Consider the following 17,580-nt stretch of genomic DNA (forward strand, 5'->3'; position numbering starts at 1 on the left):
TGTTTTGTGTGGTGTTTATAAATAAACCACACCAAATATTTTTTATCATTACATCAATGACATTTTTTTTCATTGAAAGTCAATTCTTGTAATTCTCTGAAGAATGAGCTGTCATTTATAAAGACTTTAAGAAAATCCAATAGGTATTGCGGAATACTTTTTAAGATTGTCATTTTGGTCCCAATGGATTTTTTATAATATGCACCTATTCAACGGTTACCGAAAAAGCCTTTAATTCCTTTAAAAAATAACTTTTTAGCGAGGCTATAAGTTTTTCTTTATCCAGCTTACTGGTGGGTTTGTATTCATAAATTATTTCCCTTTCTACCAATTCAAACAAATAATCTTCATGTACATTCTGCACAACACCACTATGCCACTTTTTTGGTTGTTCTTTTTTAGTTTTTATTTTAAAAATCAGTTGTTCCATTTTAAAAAAATTAAGTTACTTTTTTGTTGCATCTATAAATATTATTCTACCACGTTTATCTGTGTTTATTTTGGTCTTTAGATTTATGTTTAAAATACTTAAAGAATTATCCGTTTTATACTTATCAGAAGTGTACTTTAAAGAGCGTGTAATAATGCCCTCTAACAAATAGTCGTTTGGCAAACTTTGTAGCGTACAAGAAAAATAGATAGGGATTATATTCTTACTTTCTTTAAATTTAATCCAGATTGATACTGCGTCCATGAAAGGGTCATCAGCTTTCATATTTTTAAACTCTGTTTGAGTTTTACTAATAATTATTTTTCTCCTTAGATTTTTATCTCTTTGGTTCATTTCATTAATTTTTAACAATTACTATTTTAAAGTGACACTATGTATGTGATGTATGTATTTCTAAAAAATATATTCTCTTCTTTTATTTTTTTTATACGCATTATTATGAAATAACATACATGATGTACATTTTTAATCATTCTTATCTATGACAAACCAGAACCATATTCCCTCGCTTTTTCGGTCTGTTACTAGCCCAAACCCCTTATAGTTGGCATACATACTTATCCAACGGCTTATTAATTTGTAATCTTTATTTACAAACTCATATTTATTACCATAGGTAGAAACCAATTTTGCCCTTACTTCAGAAAACGAATACTGTATTTTATGTTGGTTATAATGGTTCTCCATTAAATCATAAAAATCTGCGGAAGTTTCATTTCTCAATTTTTTAAGTTTCAATTCGTGACTATCGTAAGAAACCAATCCTTTTTTAAGAAATGTTTGTGCGCACTTAGCAATGAAGAAGTCAAATTTATTCCATTCAGATTTATCCCAATCTTCAAAAAACTCATGACCAAAATCTTTGTCCGGAGTATGTTCGCTACTGTAATAACCATTAATAAAAATGTCGAACCTCCTCCTTCTATGACTTGAGGAATCCCCTTTAACTGTATAGTTGGTTGTAAACGAAAACTTAGGGCTATATTTAAAAGGAATGAATTTGGATTTTTTGTGCTTTTCTTCAACAGTCATACCTTCTGTTAAGTATGAGAAATACGATTCAAAATTCATATTCCTTTTTGGGTCATCTATTGAAATTACACAGGTTCTTTGCGTTACACCTTGAAGAAAAAAACGGTCATTTATTGGATCCGCATTTTTTCCATTAATTATCAATACAGGTCTTACCTTACTTATAGCTTTTACAATTAGCCCCTTTCCACTACCACCCCTTTCATTTTCTTCTTCTAAATTTTCATCATTAATGATAATTGCTTTAGTAAGGCGCTGGTCTTTGTAATTATGTACTAAATACCCAATTGCAGAAATGACACTTTTAAAATGGTCACTGTTATTTGTTGAGTTCCTTAAACATTTATCATACACATTCGGGCTAATATCGTAGTAAGAGATAAACTCAAAATTTCTGTCTATTATCTGTTCTTCCCATACAAAACATTCTAATTCAGAATATTTTAAGATCTCGATTTTTGATTTACTAGTTTTAACAACTCCATTTTTATACGCTATAAAACAGTTGCTAGCATCATCTCTTAAAGGCTCTCTCTCAGCTTCTTTTATGCCAAGCAACAACCCTTCTTTTTTTATTATTAAACTCTCCCCATCCTTATAAAAAGCATTGGTAATACTATCGTCCTTAAAAGTATATTCTATGTGGTTTAATAAAAATTTGAAAATATCTTCTCTTGAAACAACCTTAGCTATATTGTCAACAATACAAATCAACTCGTTGTTAAAAGCTCTGTAGCCCCTGCTGTGGAGAAAGTTTAGTGTTTTAGTATACTCAAATTTTATTGATGTAGCCCCATTACCTCTGGTTTCAGTAGTAAATATGTACTCATTAAGGGGTATTTCTTGTGATGAATAGTTGTTTTTTATGACCGACGAATCACTACTTTTTTTATATTTTTTATTATATTGCGTCATCTGTTTGTGGGTGTTATATATACAAACAATATTAAAACCCTATTGTACTGGTAATACAATAGGGTTTATTTGTTTTATCGTTTGTATTTTAATGATTTCACTTCTTTTAATGCTTCGTCAAGGTCTTCTCTTTTTATAAACACCCTGCGTCCAATTTTAAATGCTGGAAGTATGCCTTTTTTTATGTAGTTGTGGACTGTTAATTCAGCAACCTCCAATTCTTCAGCTGTACTTTTGATTGATAATTTTACGTTTTTATCTACGCTGGTGAGAATTGCTAATTTTTTATCAATAAGGGTTTCAAAACGACCAAAGAGTTCGTCTTCTGTAATTTCTTTAATTTGAATAATTTTTGCCATACGATATTGTTTTTGTTAAACGATACCGCAAACCTATTAGAGAAGTATAAATTAATTATTTGACCATTCTTGACCAGTCAAACAGTCAAAAGAAATTAGGACAAATACACTATAAAAAACTAAAGTGGTTTATATATTCATCCATTTTATTTGAAATTTTCAAGGAGTCATAGTTTTGCTTAGAAATATTGACATTACAAAACGTATTATTAAAAGCTCTAACAATGTCAACATCAGTGCAAAATTTTAAATACATTTTCTCTTTTAATTGCAACCCAATGGCACAAATAAAAGCTTGTCGCCCTTTTTTTGGTGTATATTTTTCAGGAACAATAATTTCTAATCCGTTCTTAGTTTCTGAAATAATATTGTTTTTAATCAATAGCTTTAAAACACTATCATACTCCTCTTTTGGGTTACTAAATAATTCTCTTAAAGTTTTTGTATATTGAGTTTTATTGGGAGTAGATTTATTTTTATTTGTAGTGTTTTGTGTAGTGTCAACTTCGTTTTCTAGTTCTTTGATTTTATTGTTGATTAGGTGTAATATATTTTGAGTTTTATGAAACTTACCCCATTTACTCATTAATGTAAAAACGCAATCTTTTTGCAAACATTCTTTATTATTATAAATTATAAAAGTAAGCCAATCATCTTTTTTACCTGTTAAATACAATTTTAATATCGTTGGAGAATTTGAAAATTCTTGCAGAACCCATTCTTTCCATTTATTATCATTAATATATAAGGAGTATAATGTATATTCATTTTTAGGGTAATATTTCCTGTATTTTCTTTTTAGGAATTTTATTTTTTTATCAGTATTAAAAAATGATTCAATTTCAAAGAATATTTCTTCAATTTCATTTTCATAAGAACCAATTGCAGTTTTAACATGCCATTCCATCTGTAAAAATAATTCTCTAAAAAAAGGATCGCTTAGCTTGTAAAATACACCTTCATAACACAAAGGAAAACATAACCTATTACAATTCCCTGGAACAAGGTTTAACTGGGTCATTCCGACAGTATATTCAACATCTTTTACAATTATATTCTTTTGTAATAATTTATTTATTAAAGGTTGATTTATTTTCCATATTGATTGTTTTGAAAATAATCCAATGAATTTTAAATCATCAATAATATTCTCCATTTTACGCTTTTTTAAGTTTAGGTAATTCCATACTGCCAAAGGCCAAATTAACCGCATCTACTTTTGCTATGTTGTCAACTTTGTAATAGGTATTGAAGGTTTTTAAATCCCTATGGCCAGTCATGTTCATAATGGTTTTATCTGCAATGCCTTTTTTCTTCATAATCGTTACAAAAGTTCTGCGGGCTGTGTGGGTTGAAATACGCTTGTTAAATGGTTTTACCTTTGTTTCCTGCATTTTGTTTTTGGTTCTGCTGTACTCTACATCAAAAGTAAATTTAGCAGCTTCAAACACATCTTTTATAAACTCATTTTGTTTTTGGTTACTCAGTAACGGTAGTTTATAATCGTATTTTTTTAAAATGTAATTGGATATTTCAAATAAAGGCACTTCTCTGGTTTCTTTGGTAACATCCTTCTCTTCTTGAATAACTAAAGAATTATTAACAATGGTTCTTTCATTAACAAGTTTTAATTCCCCATATCGAAGCCCGGTTAAACATTGAAAAACAAATATGTCTTTAACACGCTCTAAAGCCTTACTTTTTGGCTGAAACTCAAAAATTGTTTTAACCTGGTCAATAGTCAATGCAATTTCTTTAGTTATCACACGCTCTGGCTTCACAAACTCCTTAAAGACTTCATTGTAAGTATATTTTTCCTTTACAGCCCAGAACATAAATGTTTTAAACAAACCTATATTTCTGGAAAACGTATTGGTGTTATGGTCTAAAGTGGTGTAGCAGTAATCTATAAATTCAGTATAGAACTTACTATTTATTTTACTGAAGGTAAGTTTATACTTTTTCTTTTTCTCAAATTCCTCTAAATGATTTTTAATATTCTTATACCTTTTTACCGTTGCTGGTTTCCATTCCTTTCTTTTTTTCTTTTCTTCTGTAAAGGCATCATAAACATCAAAGAAATGATTTTTTTTAGTTGAAACTTTCTTAAACTCTTCATCAAAAGCATCTTTAAGAACTTTAACCGTGAAATTTTCGTTTATTTTGGTGTATAAGCCTTCCGTTTCATTAAACTTATTGGAATACCTATCTAATTGGGTTTGTATAGACTTAGAATTAGCATCCTTTTGTATTCCTTTTAATTTTGGTCGGTTTTCTTCAAAGTTCCAATGTATTGGCCTTATATGTTCTCCAGTTGAATAAACGAACTTCTTTTTTTCACTATTAAAATGGCAAGTGAATAAAATCAAGGTTGGTTTATTACCTATTCTTTTTTGTGGTTCTTTTAAAAAAAACGAATGTTTCATAAAATTACAGTTGACAATACAGTTGACAAAATAGTTGACAATAATGTTATAATCAAATATAATTCATTTTTATAATTAAACAAAAAATACCTTTAAAACAAAGGCTTTCATGATGTTTGAGCTAAAATGTATTATGTTAAAGTATGTTAAAACCAATAGTCTCCGACTCCACAATTAAAAAAGAGGACTGCTAAATTAAATTAACAATGGTCCTCTTTTTTTTTAAAAGAAAGTCTTAATTAGATATAAGTACACAACACCACGATTTCTTAATATCCTTTTTTTTGCTAACTTACTACCTTTTAGCCCTATAAAGGGCTACATGTTTAAAGACTTAAAAAAACAAAAAACATATCAAATTTTGTGTTTTTTAGACTACTTTTGTGTATTATAGGTTAATACTACTGCAAAATGAAAGAACAAGTAAAAGATGAGACTCCGGAAAATTTGAATGGCAAACTTAATTCTGCTAATTCAAAAATTGACGCCATTAAAGAACTTATTTTTGGTGAAAACATTCAGGCATACAATTCGGAATTTGAAGCTTTAAAAGCTGATATTATTGCTAAAAAAGAGGAACTACAAAACTTAATGAGTGCTGTAGAATCTGAAATTTTACAGAATATAGATACCTTAAGTACAGATATTAATATTAGAATTTCTGATCTAGAAAAATCTGTTGAAGATAAGCTAGACAATCTTGATGATAAAAAAGTAAACCGAAAATTACTAAGTGAGCTTTTTATTAAATTGGGAGAGAAAATTAGTGACTAAACAATACTGCACTAATGAATCAAGATGAAAAACTAAGTATCATTAAAGATATTCTGCTTACAGACGAGCGGGAGTTTACTTCATCTATTGAAAAAAAAATTAAAAGTCTTGAAAAAACTATTAATGAAAAGGAAAAACTATCTAGTAAGGTAAATCCAATCATTGATGACAAGCTAAACAATTTTATAAAGGAAATTCCTAAAACCTTAGGACCAACCATTACCAAAACTTTAAAGGAAGAAATTAAAAACTCGCAAGATGACGTTGTAGAAGCTCTTTTCCCTATTATAGGAAAAATGATAAAGCGCTACATACAGCATGAAATGAAGTTATTATCCGATAAGATTAATACACAGGTTAATAACACATTTTCTTTTAAAGGTATTTTTAGAAAAGCGAAGTCTAAAGCATCTGGTGTTAATGAATCCGATTTAATACTACAAGAACTAAGCAACACTAAAATAGAGCAAGTTATTATTATTGAGAAAGGGTCTGGTATTGTTTTAGCAGAATTTTCTAAAAACAAAACAACAGATGAAGATATGGTTGCCGGTATGCTAACCGCCATTAAAAGTTTTGTTGAAGATGCCTTTAAAAAAGAAAGCCAGAACTTACAACATATAGATTACGACCTTTACCATATTCATCTCCAAAATTTTTCTTCTTTTTATATTGCAGTGGTTATATCTGGAGCATATAACATTATTTACCAAGACAAATTAGAAGATAAAATACTAGATTTTACAAGTAAACAAAAAGTGTCCGATATTTTGAATAACAAAGAATTAATAACCCAAAAACTAGAAGATTTCTTTAACAATGATAACATCTAAAAAAATTGTTTTAATAGGTCATTTTGGGGTAGGAAAAACATCTTTAATTAGACGTTTTGTTGAAAACACATTCTCCGAAGATTATAAAGTTACTATAGGTGTTCATATTTCTAAAAAAACTATAGAAATAGCTGAAGACGAATCTGTTTCCTTTATAATCTGGGATTTAGAAGGGCAAGATGATATAAAAAAAACTAGAGTATCTTATTTACTAGGTACACATGCCTTTATTTACGTTTTTGACCTATCTAGACCATCGACCTTTGAAAACTTAAAAAATGAAGTTAAATACCTGCATGAAAATTACTCAAAGACTCCCCTAAAAGTTGTAGGAAATAAAGTAGACTTAGTTAATAAAGAATATTTAGCGCAATACAACGGTAAATTTGATGATTTGGTCGATTTATTTGTAAGTGCTAAAAATGGTAGTAGGGTTGAATCTCTTTTTTCTAAATTAGCTAAAGAGTTAATGTAAGGGCCATGCTAGAAGCGTATAAAAAAAAATATCACCAGAACAATTTTCAATACATTTTAGTAGATGATTTTGGAGCTGTCCTAGAAACGGATAATAATCTTTTTACGGTGCAACCCAAATCGCTTTTACAAGAGTGCCACCCGTTTTTTGAAATATTAAGCGGTTTACTTCAAGGGAATGATGAAACTTTTGAGTTTTCATGTATTAATCTCGATTTCGAAAATGAAATTCTTATCGCTGATATTACCATTATTTCTCAAAACAAAAACGAAAACCTTGTTATTTTAGAGAATTTAACAAAACACTATAACAACTACCAACTTACTGCCCAAACTAGAAACGAATCCATTATAAACTCTCAGGTTTTAGAGTTAAAAAACGAGTATTTACTAGAAAAAGAAACCTTTAAAAACAACTTTATAGCAAACTTTAGCCATCAACTAAGAAATCCTATAACGGCATCCATTATTTTTAGCGATTTACTTATTAATAGTAATTTGAGTGCCGATCAAAAAAACTACTTGGATATCATTCAATCTGCAAATAAAGATTTAAAAACTAGAATTGAAGATATACTAGACATTTCGAAAATTGAATCTGGTAAATTAAGCTTAAACGAGAAAGTTTTCGACTTTAGTAAACTGTTAAATGATATTATATCTGGTTTTAAAATTTTAGCAAATAATAAAGGTTTAGAGTTTGTTTTTAACCTTCGTGAAGGACTGCCTGAATATGTAAAAGGAGACCAATATAGATTAAAGCAAATCATTGCTAATTTAATTACCAATGCTATTAACAACACGCATGCAGGAAGCATCACTTTAAATGTGTCGTTAAATTATGTTCGTGCTAAAAAAGCGAATATTCACTTTGAAGTTATTGATACTGGTATTGGTATTGAAGCATCAAAAATCGATACTATTTTTGAAAGGTTTAACCATTTAGATTCTGCTGCGCGTAACGATAAGCGTATTGGCTTAGGCCTATCTATAGTAAAGTATTTAATTTCTGAAATGCAAGGCAACATTAATGTTGAGAGTGAAGTTAACGCAGGATCAAAATTTATATTCAACCTTAGTTTTAAGCTTTCAAACCATAGCGAAAGCATAAAAGAAGAATTATTAAAATACCAAGTACCTAAATTAAACAAGAAGTACCATATTTTATTAGTTGAAGATTCAGAATTAATACAACTTACTATTTTAAAAATATTAGCTGCAACTGGTCATTTTTACATTAATATTATTTCTAAAGGTGAAGAATTGGTATCAAATATTATAAATAAAGATGTCGATTTAATTTTATTAGCTAATACCATTCAAGATTTTTCTGCAATGGACTTAGCTGCTTCGGTTAGAAATCTTTCAAGAGAATATAAAAAAACACCTATTATTGTTTTATCTACACAAGCCTTTAAAGAGGATTTAAAAAGCTTTAAACAGGCCAAAATAAATGATGTTGTTACTAAACCTTTTGACGAAACCATTATTTTAGAAAAAATCTACAATAACCTTAAATAACCATAACATTCCTCCAGCGTTTAAAGACGCAGCTTTTTGTAATCTTCAGGGGTATCAACATCAAACAATATAGTTTTAGAATTCGGCGTTAAACCAATTACGCTTTCATCATTTTTCATTAAAAATAGCTTAGCTCCCTTATCGCCTTTCAAAGTTATAAGCTCATCGTAATATACAGCTGGAAATAATGCAGGAACGCCTTTTCCATTCTCGTAATTAGATGCCACTATTTTTCCTTTGTTATTTTTAAAACAGTCAATAATTTCATTAATATAGTTTGATTCTACCTGCGGTTGGTCCGCCAGCAAAAGCAAAACACCTTCAGGCAACCGCTTTAGCGTTTTAAGATAACTAACAGCTACAGATATACTAGAACTTAAACCGAGTTCCCATTTTGGGTTATTAATAATCGTAACATTACTACCCGTTAATGCCTTTTCTAAAACTTGTGCATTAGCTCCAAGCACACAGCTTACATGACCAGCATTTGAAACTAAAGTTTGTTTAATAACATACTGTAATAAGGTTGAGTTTTTATAAGGGAGTAATTGCTTTATACCACCCATTCTAGAACCTTGTCCTGCTGCCAATATTACCAATGCAATATCCATTACAACTGGGTATGTATTTTACCAGATATGGTTTTAAGGCTAGTTGCTTTTTTATTTCTAATGGTAGCTAAAATTTCAGATAAAATAGATATTGAAATTTCCTCTGGCGTAATAGCACCAATATTTAATCCTGCAGGACTATAAATGCTATTTGCAAATGTTTCTTTTAATTCTGGGATATATTCGAATAAATCATTTTGAAGTTGATTACGTCTTTTGGCAGATCCTAAAACACCAATATATGGCAACTTGCAATGTTGCAGTTTTATTAAATAACTTAAATCTTGAGCAAAATTATGAGTCATTAAAACAACAGCACTATTTGTATCTAGAGTGCTCGTATCAAAATTTTCGGGAGTATTAGAGGTTACCGCAACAGCTCCTGGAAAATCGCTAAGCGTCTTTGGGTCTTTCATTGAAGATATAACATGTATATCCCAACCCAAAAGCGCTGCTGCTTTACACAGCTTAACAGCATCGTGTCCGCCACCAATAATTAGCAACTTAAAACAGGGTAATAGAGTTTGCTTAAATACTTTTAATGCGTGTTTAACCATTGAAACACGCTTAACAGATGAAAACCTAAATTTTGTATGTTCACCAAAAGCAAGTACAGAGTAAAAATCACCCTCAACACCATCTTTTTTTTCGTAAAAAGAAGATAGAGTCATAGATTCTCGCGCTTCTAATTTTCTATTAAATATTGTGTAAAATTCATCTGAAACTTCAAAAGTTTCTAAAAGGATATATAGCACACCTTCGCAACCTAAGCGGTAACGTCCATCGTAGGTCATCATTTTAGAAACTCCTGTTTTAAAAACAGATTGAGCACCACGCTGTACTTCCTTTTCTACACAACCGCCACTAACTGCGCCAACCATGGCACCGTTGCTTGACAACAACATTCTAACACCAGGCCGCCTATAAGAAGAACCATCTAAATCCACCACCGTAGCAAGAACATTTTTATTGCCAAATACTTGGTTCTTTCTAGCTTCTTGGACTATAAGTTTTAATTCGTGCGTCATTCAACTAAGATAGAAAAAGAATTTTAATATTAAATAGCTATTTATACCACAGAAACCTAAATCAATGTTAAAAAAAAAGCTCCAATGTTTAAAACATTGGAGCTTTTCTAGATGATAAAAATACTTAACTTACTTTTTGCTTTTCTTTCATCTTTTTTAACAACATTAACTCATGTTGAATCTCTTCTTTTCTTTCGTTAAATTTTCTTACGCGCTCGTCGATTAACTCTTGATTTTTAATTCGAGCTTGACGCCTAAGTTGTGCTTTTTCTAACTCTTTCTGTTGTTGTTTTTTCTGGTTCATTTTCTCTCTGGCTACAGAAAGATAAGAAAAACCATAAATACTTAAAAACAGTAGTGCTATCAGTCCTAATATGATATAACCGTTTTCCATTGCGTGAATATTTTAAATTGCTATTAATACTAAAAAGGTAAACTTTATTTAAAATTACACAATTATATATTTTTGTGAAAATTAAAAAGACAAAGTACTTAAAAAGTAGTTGAAAGAGCAAAATACCGTCGAAACACACCTTGTTTACACGCTATTAAGGCTTAGTTTACTATTTATCTAATGTATTATTTATCTTACTCCAATGACTAATTCCGCCTTCCAATTCGTAAATATTTTTAAAACCTAAGGCTTTAAAAGTGGCAACACTTTTTGCACTTCGTTTACCAGAACGACAATAAATAAAAACGGACTTACTAGTATCTAATACCGCAATAGATTTTTTAAATTCATCCGATTTAAAATCAAAATTTAAAGCGTTATCAATATGTCCCGTATTAAACTCGTTTGCAGTTCTAACATCTATTAATTGAACTGGTTTTTGATTTAAAGAATCTTGAAATACTTGTGGTGTTAATTTAATAGAATTGGCACCTGGTTGCGATTGGCAACAAGTAAAAATTAGACTTAAAACAAAAAGCTTAAATATTAAAAATTGCTTCATAAAACCAACAATAAATTACAAATCAACTACATCGCCAGTCCATTCCAACATACCACCTTCAAGGTTATATGCATTTTCAAAACCTAGTTGCTCCATAATTTGACATGCTTGTCCGCTTCTATTTCCAGAGCGACAGTACACGTAGTAATTTTTACTCTTGTCAAGGGCTTCAATTTCATTAATAAATTCCTGACCTTTATAAATATCTATATGAATGGCGTTTTCAATAATTCCATCAGCCACTTCGGCGTCCGTTCTTACATCCAGCACAACAGCATTATCATCTTTTGCTAATTGCTCTACCCATTCTTCTTGTGTTAAATCTTCCATGTTTTATTTAAATATTGATGTTATACAAAATTAATATAACTAAACGTATAGACGAAAAAAAATCCGAAGTATTACACTTCGGATTCCTTTTAAAATTAGTATTCATTATACTTTAATTCCACAACCAATAGCTTTCGTTACTTTTTGCTCAACGTCTTTACCTTCTAACAAGGCATCAACTGCGTTTTCAACAAACTTTACTTTTACTGCCGATGCATCACTATGGTTATCATCAATAGCGCCAATATACTTTACTACATTACCTTTATTAGTTTTCTCAAGCACATAAATATGTGGTGTTTTAGTAGCTCCAAATTTTGGATATACATGTTGACCTTCATCCATTAAATAAGGAAAAGTAAAGCCCTTCTTTTCTGCTCTTTTTTTCATTTCTGGTAAAGCATCTCCGGGTTTTGTATTTGGGTTATTTGGCATAATAGCTATTACAGGATAGCCTTTAGGTGCATATTTTTCATTTAAGGCTTGTATCCTTTCTTCATACATCACTGCAAATGGGCAAGTGTTACAAGTAAAAGTTACTATAAAGCCTTTAGCATCTTTATAATCTGCCAAAGACACCATATTACCATCAATATTTTTCAACGAAAAATCTTCGGCTACATCACCAATACCATAACCATTACTAGTTGTATTGTTTAAAGTAAATGCACTTATAAAAAGCATAAGAATTGCTGCCGGAACTAATTTTATTAACTTTTTCATATTATATCTTAATTTAAAAATTGATTAACTTCTTTTTCTAATTCTTCGTAGTTAAACGATTGCTCATAAAACTTACTAGTTTCATTCTTATAAATAACTGTTGCAGGAATGGAACCGGACCAACTTATATCCACCTTAGGAATCCAAGTATTCATGTCGGGATCATCCAAAACAATAACTTTCGATTTTAAAGCTTTCTCTTTAATAAAAGGCTTCAGTTTTTTATCATACATATGCGGAAAATCTAAACTCACCAAAATCACCTCAACATTTTTATTCTTGTATTCCGTATTTAACTTTTCAAAATAAGGCAGCTCCTTAACACATGGTGCGCACCAAGTGGCCCAAAAATTAACGACATAAGTTTTATTGTCTTTTTTATTTAAATTTTTTTCAAAACCTGCAAAATCATAAATTTCAAGTTCAACATCGGCAGTGTTAACTGTATGGTTTGTAACGTCCTTAGTATTTTCTTCATTTACCGGCGTAGTTTTACTATTTTCCTTGCAACCTGTCATTAAAAGAATGACAATAATTAATACGTTTAGCTTCATAAGTATAAAATTAATTAATACTTCTTTGCATTTCTTCTAGTTTAACAAACTTTTATGTAAAAAACGATTCAAAGTTTTGTGTAAAACTATTTTCATCTTTATATTTGAACCAATTAAAACAATAAAATGAACTCAATTTTAAATAATACTTGGTGGTGGTGCTTTCGAAACTAATCTTCGTGAAGTAAATCCCTAGTATATTTAAAAATTAAAATATTCAAAAGGCTTGTCATTCACGACAAGCCTTTTTTTATATAAAAACAAATGAAAAAATTCAGTCTTTATACCCATCACAAACGCATCTTAACAGATACCATTACACCAGTAACGGTATATTATAAAATACGCGATAAATACCCAAATAGTATTTTATTAGAAAGTGGCGATTACCATAGAAGTCATAAAAACTTCTCATACATTTGTTTTAATCCTATTGCTACAATTAAGGTGGAAAATGAAGTGATTTCAGAAACATTTCCAGACGGCAGCACCACAACTTTAAACATTACTAAGGATGTTAATGTAGCCGACGAAATCCATAAGTTTACTAAAAAATTCGATACCAAAACCGACGAAGATTTCAAGTTTATAAACAACGGTATTTTTGGTTACACCGCTTACGATGCTGTTCGGTATTTCGAAGATGTTCAAATTAGTAGAAAAGACGATTCGGTGGTTATTCCAGACATGTACTATGCCGTTTACAAAAACATCATAGCCATAAACCACTTTAAAAACGAAGCCTATATTTTTGCGCATTGTTATGAAGACACCGAGAATAATATCGATGAAATAGATAAGCTTATCAACATTCAAAATTTTGCATCCTATAATTTTAATGTAAAAGGCGATATAAAATCTAATTTAACCGACGATGAATTTAGAAATCAAGTTGAAATAGCAAGAAAACACTGCCAACGCGGAGATGTGTTTCAATTGGTATTATCAAGACGTTTTTCTCAAGAATTTACGGGCGACGATTTTAATATTTACCGCGCCTTACGAAGCATAAACCCATCGCCTTACCTATTCTATTTCGATTATGGCGATTTTAAAATATTCGGAAGCTCGCCAGAAGCACAACTCATTGTCGATGATGGGCTAGCCGAAATTCACCCCATTGCAGGAACCTTTAAACGCACAGGCGATGAGCATGAAGATGAAATTTTAGCCGAAAAACTTAAAAACGACGACAAAGAAAACGCAGAACACGTTATGTTAGTCGATTTAGCACGAAACGATTTAAGTCGCCACGGTAGTAAAGTTAAAGTGGTAACCTATCGCGAAGTTCAGTTTTTCTCGCACGTCATCCATTTGGTAAGTAAAGTAACAGGGCAAAAACACAAGGAAACATCAACCATGCAGGTCGTTGCCGATACCTTTCCAGCAGGAACCCTAAGCGGCGCGCCAAAACATAGAGCGATGCAACTTATTGAAGATTACGAAAAAACAAGCCGAGGCTACTACGGTGGCGCCATTGGTTTTATGGATTTCGATGGTAATTTTAACCACGCCATAATGATTCGTACCTTTTTAAGTAAAGACTATAAATTAAACTGGCAAGCAGGTGCAGGATTGGTATCAAAATCCAATCAAGAAAACGAGCTGCAAGAAGTATATAATAAATTAGGCGCATTAACTAAAGCTATTAAATTAGCCGAAGATATTTAAAATCAAGGCGTTACCGCAAGGGTCGGGCTTTACGCTATATTTTTTTTTGCCATTTATGGCAGCAAAAAAAGGATGCCGCTGCAATCCCTAACGCAAGTTAGAAGTTAGAAGTTAGAAGTTAGAAAGGTTTGAAAACAAGTTGGAAAATAAAAATAATTTAATAGAAATCAAGTCCTCTTTCAATTCAGAGAATTGATCGTCAAGAGGTAGAATAGATGAAGAAAAGCTCCGAGAACAGGAGAACGTAGTTCGACGCGGAGTTTTCAAATTGGTTTTCAGTTTTTACTGAAAAATTCCTCGGCTTGATCTTGATTTTTTTGGTTCGTTTTGTATCAAGACAAAATGAACAGAAGTATAAAAAGATTAACTAAAAATAGATTCCTGCCTACGCAGGAATGACAAAAAGATGAAAAAAGTATTAGTTATAGACAATTACGACAGTTTCACATACAATCTGGTACATTACCTAGAAGATTTAAACTGTAATGTAACCGTAGTAAGAAACGACAAATTAGCTTTAGAAGATGTCGAGGCTTTCAATAAAATTGTATTGTCGCCAGGTCCTGGAATTCCAGACGAAGCCGGTTTACTGAAAGCTATCATAGAAAAATATGCACCAACAAAAAGTATTTTAGGTGTATGTTTAGGTCAGCAAGCCATTGGCGAAGTCTTTGGTGGTTCACTTATAAATCTAGACGATGTGTATCATGGTGTAGCCACTAATGTTACCATTAGTGTCGATGACGAATATATTTTTAAAGGCTTAGATAAAAATATCGAAGTAGGCCGTTACCATTCTTGGGTGGTAAATCCAGAATTACCAGAAAGTTTAGAAGCCACCTCATTTGATGCAAACGGACAAGTGATGTCTTTAAGACATAAAATTTTCGATGTAAGAGGTGTGCAATACCATCCAGAATCTGTTTTAACACCAGATGGTAAAAATATATTAGAAAACTGGGTAAATAATTAGTGTCAGTAAACAGTGCTTACTCGATTGAAAAAGTATAATTAAATAATAGATTCCTGCCTTCGCAGGAATGAAGGAAAATGAAAGATATACTCAAAAGATTAATAAATCACGAAACCATCTCAAGCGAAGAAGCTAAACAAGTTATCGTTAACATATCCAACGATATGTATAACCCTAGCCAAATAACATGTTTTCTATCGGTTTTCATGATGCGAAGTATTACTATACAAGAGTTAAAAGGTTTTAGAAACGCCTTACTAGAACTATGTTTACCAATAAATCTTTCCGATTTTAATGCCATAGATATAGTAGGAACAGGTGGCGATGGTAAAAACACCTTTAACATCTCTACCCTATCCTCTTTTATAACTGCCGGCGCAGGAGTTCATGTATCTAAACACGGTAATTACGGTGTATCATCAACATCCGGATCATCCAATGTTATGGAGCATTTAGGTGTAAAATTTTCTAATAACGAAGATTTCCTAAAACGTTGTTTAGACCACGCAGGAATTTGCATATTACACGCACCATTATTTCATCCAGCCATGAAAAACGTAGCACCAATACGAAGAGAATTAGGTGTAAAAACGTTTTTTAATATACTAGGTCCTTTGGTTAATCCATCGTTTCCTAAAAACCACGTACTAGGTGTTTTTAACTTAGAGGTTTTAAGGCTATATAGTTTTTTATATCAAAACACAGATAGCAACTATAATATTGTTTATGCTTTAGATGGTTACGATGAGATATCGTTAACAGGAAAAGCAAAAATTATTTCAAATCATACCGAAAAGCTTTTCTCTCCCGAAGATTTAGGGGTTGCAAAAATAAAACAAGAAGCCATTTTTGGTGGCGATACCATAACAGATGCAGCAAACATATTTGTTGATATCATTAGCGGGAAAGGAACCGAAGCACAAAACAACGTCGTTTGTGCCAATGCAGGATTAGCCATTGCTACTTCAAAACAAATTTCGCATCAAGCAGGTTTTGAAATTGCAAAAGAATCTCTGTTTTCTGGCAAAGCTAAAACGAGTTTAGATAAATTGATTGAGTTAAGTAAATAAAAAAGTTCACAGTTCACAGTCCTCAGCTAGTAGTTTGCTCACGGAGGACTGAAGACTGAATACTGAAGACTACAACATGAATATTTTAGATAAAATAACAATAGATAAACGCAAAGAAGTAGAGCTTCGCAAAAGCCTAATTCCAATCTCTCAATTAGAACAATCTGTTTTATTTGAAAGACAAACTGTATCTTTAGCAAACAACCTACGCAACAGTAAATCTGGAATTATAGCAGAACATAAACGTCGTTCGCCATCTAAATCTGTAATTAATAACAGTTTAAATGTGCAAGATGTAGCAAAAGGCTATCAAGATGCAGGTGTTTGCGGCATGTCTGTTTTAACCGACGGCAAGTATTTTGGCGGTTCGCTAGACGATTTATTAACAGCAAGAGCAAGTTGTAACTTACCATTGCTAAGAAAGGAATTTATAATAGACGAATATCAAATGCTAGAAGCTAAGGCTTACGGCGCAGATGTTATTCTACTTATTGCAGCTATTTTATCTAGAGATGAAATTAAACAATTCTCTGAGTTTGCTAAAAGTTTACATCTAGATGTACTTTTGGAAGTGCATAACGAAGAAGAGTTCCATAAATCCATTATGCCAAGTTTAGACATGCTTGGTGTTAATAACAGAAACTTAAAAACCTTCGATGTTAGTTTAGACACGAGTAAAAGTTTAAGCGGCCTTATACCAGACGATTTTGTAAAAGTATCGGAAAGTGGTATAAGCAATATTGAGGCTATAAAAGAATTACAACCTTATGGGTATCAAGGTTTTTTAATTGGAGAAAACTTTATGAAAACAGATAACCCTGGAGCAAGTGCAACCGAATTCATTAAATCTTTAGAACAATGAACTTAAAGATTTGCGGC

Annotated in this window: 21 protein-coding genes; 8 read left to right on the forward strand and 13 right to left on the reverse strand. The window is 31.2% G+C overall.

Going from position 1 to position 17,580, the window contains the following annotated elements; all coding sequences use genetic code 11:
* Window positions 1–205 precede the first annotated feature (205 nt).
* The 6 genes from AAFN75_RS02580 to AAFN75_RS02605 all read right to left on the reverse strand — a co-directional run bounded on the left by AAFN75_RS02580 (window position 206) and on the right by AAFN75_RS02605 (window position 5,183).
* Window positions 206–430: a hypothetical protein gene (locus AAFN75_RS02580; RefSeq protein ID WP_411808097.1), complete on the reverse strand. Its 225-nt coding sequence runs from the start codon at window positions 428–430 to the stop codon at window positions 206–208.
* Window positions 431–445: 15 nt separating this feature from the next.
* On the reverse strand, window positions 446–784 hold the full coding sequence (locus tag AAFN75_RS02585; protein WP_411808098.1) for a hypothetical protein: 339 nt from the start codon (window positions 782–784) through the stop codon (window positions 446–448).
* A 132-nt stretch (window positions 785–916) separates the two neighbouring features.
* The gene (locus AAFN75_RS02590) at window positions 917–2,398 is read right to left on the reverse strand and encodes a hypothetical protein (protein WP_411808099.1); all 1,482 of its coding nucleotides are present in this window, start codon (window positions 2,396–2,398) and stop codon (window positions 917–919) included.
* Window positions 2,399–2,472: 74 nt separating this feature from the next.
* Window positions 2,473–2,757: a helix-turn-helix domain-containing protein gene (locus AAFN75_RS02595; protein ID WP_411808100.1), complete on the reverse strand. Its 285-nt coding sequence runs from the start codon at window positions 2,755–2,757 to the stop codon at window positions 2,473–2,475.
* A 109-nt stretch (window positions 2,758–2,866) separates the two neighbouring features.
* Window positions 2,867–3,913 carry a hypothetical protein gene (locus AAFN75_RS02600; RefSeq protein ID WP_411808101.1) on the reverse strand — a complete coding sequence of 349 codons (1,047 nt, stop codon included), beginning with the start codon at window positions 3,911–3,913 and terminating at the stop codon, window positions 2,867–2,869.
* 1 nt (window position 3,914) lies between these two features.
* On the reverse strand, window positions 3,915–5,183 hold the full coding sequence (locus AAFN75_RS02605) for a tyrosine-type recombinase/integrase (RefSeq protein WP_411808102.1): 1,269 nt from the start codon (window positions 5,181–5,183) through the stop codon (window positions 3,915–3,917).
* A gap of 411 nt (window positions 5,184–5,594) precedes the next feature.
* Here AAFN75_RS02605 and AAFN75_RS02610 point away from each other — a divergent pair, with 411 nt between their 5' ends.
* The 4 genes from AAFN75_RS02610 to AAFN75_RS02625 are packed head-to-tail and all read left to right on the forward strand — an operon-like array spanning window position 5,595 to window position 8,785.
* The gene (locus tag AAFN75_RS02610) at window positions 5,595–5,957 is read left to right on the forward strand and encodes a fructose 1,6-bisphosphatase (RefSeq protein ID WP_411808103.1); all 363 of its coding nucleotides are present in this window, start codon (window positions 5,595–5,597) and stop codon (window positions 5,955–5,957) included.
* Window positions 5,958–5,971: 14 nt separating this feature from the next.
* Window positions 5,972–6,790, forward strand: coding sequence for a cell envelope biogenesis protein OmpA (locus AAFN75_RS02615; RefSeq protein WP_411808104.1), 819 nt, complete (start codon window positions 5,972–5,974; stop codon window positions 6,788–6,790).
* Window positions 6,777–7,265 (forward strand): Rab family GTPase, encoded by a 489-nt coding sequence (locus tag AAFN75_RS02620; protein WP_411808105.1) that lies wholly within the window; start codon window positions 6,777–6,779, stop codon window positions 7,263–7,265. Before AAFN75_RS02615 ends, AAFN75_RS02620 begins: the two co-directional genes overlap by 14 nt.
* Window positions 7,266–7,270: 5 nt before the next feature.
* On the forward strand, window positions 7,271–8,785 hold the full coding sequence (locus tag AAFN75_RS02625; RefSeq protein WP_411808106.1) for an ATP-binding protein: 1,515 nt from the start codon (window positions 7,271–7,273) through the stop codon (window positions 8,783–8,785).
* Between the two features lie 20 nt (window positions 8,786–8,805).
* Here AAFN75_RS02625 and AAFN75_RS02630 read toward each other — a convergent pair whose 3' ends face one another.
* The 7 genes from AAFN75_RS02630 to AAFN75_RS02660 form a co-directional block, all read right to left on the reverse strand.
* The gene (locus tag AAFN75_RS02630) at window positions 8,806–9,396 is read right to left on the reverse strand and encodes an NTP transferase domain-containing protein (protein ID WP_411808107.1); all 591 of its coding nucleotides are present in this window, start codon (window positions 9,394–9,396) and stop codon (window positions 8,806–8,808) included.
* Entirely contained in the window at window positions 9,396–10,424 is a 1,029-nt protein-coding gene (locus AAFN75_RS02635; RefSeq protein WP_411808108.1) for an XdhC family protein, read from the reverse strand. The genes AAFN75_RS02630 and AAFN75_RS02635 overlap by 1 nt, the downstream gene beginning before the upstream one ends.
* Before the next feature lie 124 nt (window positions 10,425–10,548).
* Window positions 10,549–10,818, reverse strand: a complete 270-nt coding sequence (locus AAFN75_RS02640) for a hypothetical protein (protein ID WP_144116661.1) — start codon at window positions 10,816–10,818, stop codon at window positions 10,549–10,551.
* 169 nt (window positions 10,819–10,987) lie between these two features.
* A complete protein-coding gene (locus tag AAFN75_RS02645; RefSeq protein WP_411808109.1) occupies window positions 10,988–11,380 on the reverse strand; it encodes a rhodanese-like domain-containing protein in 393 nt (130 codons plus the stop codon).
* Window positions 11,381–11,395: 15 nt separating this feature from the next.
* The gene (locus AAFN75_RS02650) at window positions 11,396–11,710 is read right to left on the reverse strand and encodes a rhodanese-like domain-containing protein (RefSeq protein ID WP_411808110.1); all 315 of its coding nucleotides are present in this window, start codon (window positions 11,708–11,710) and stop codon (window positions 11,396–11,398) included.
* Between the two features lie 105 nt (window positions 11,711–11,815).
* Entirely contained in the window at window positions 11,816–12,433 is a 618-nt protein-coding gene (locus AAFN75_RS02655) for a thioredoxin family protein (protein ID WP_411808111.1), read from the reverse strand.
* Window positions 12,434–12,441: 8 nt separating this feature from the next.
* Window positions 12,442–12,987, reverse strand: coding sequence for a TlpA disulfide reductase family protein (locus tag AAFN75_RS02660; protein WP_411808112.1), 546 nt, complete (start codon window positions 12,985–12,987; stop codon window positions 12,442–12,444).
* A gap of 264 nt (window positions 12,988–13,251) precedes the next feature.
* Between AAFN75_RS02660 and AAFN75_RS02665 the strand changes: the two genes are divergently transcribed.
* The 4 genes from AAFN75_RS02665 to trpC all read left to right on the forward strand — a co-directional run bounded on the left by AAFN75_RS02665 (window position 13,252) and on the right by trpC (window position 17,563).
* Window positions 13,252–14,658 (forward strand): anthranilate synthase component I family protein, encoded by a 1,407-nt coding sequence (locus AAFN75_RS02665; RefSeq protein ID WP_411808113.1) that lies wholly within the window; start codon window positions 13,252–13,254, stop codon window positions 14,656–14,658.
* Between the two features lie 406 nt (window positions 14,659–15,064).
* Complete coding sequence (locus AAFN75_RS02670; RefSeq protein WP_411808114.1) at window positions 15,065–15,631, forward strand: anthranilate synthase component II; 567 nt, start codon at window positions 15,065–15,067, stop codon at window positions 15,629–15,631.
* Between the two features lie 77 nt (window positions 15,632–15,708).
* Window positions 15,709–16,701: an anthranilate phosphoribosyltransferase gene (gene trpD / locus AAFN75_RS02675; protein WP_411808115.1), complete on the forward strand. Its 993-nt coding sequence runs from the start codon at window positions 15,709–15,711 to the stop codon at window positions 16,699–16,701.
* A gap of 76 nt (window positions 16,702–16,777) precedes the next feature.
* The gene (trpC, locus tag AAFN75_RS02680; RefSeq protein ID WP_411808116.1) at window positions 16,778–17,563 is read left to right on the forward strand and encodes an indole-3-glycerol phosphate synthase TrpC; all 786 of its coding nucleotides are present in this window, start codon (window positions 16,778–16,780) and stop codon (window positions 17,561–17,563) included.
* Window positions 17,564–17,580: the final 17 nt, after the last annotated feature.

Source organism: Algibacter sp. AS12, assembly GCF_046736315.1.
Classification (GTDB): Bacteria; Bacteroidota; Bacteroidia; order Flavobacteriales; family Flavobacteriaceae; genus Algibacter_B; species Algibacter_B amylolyticus.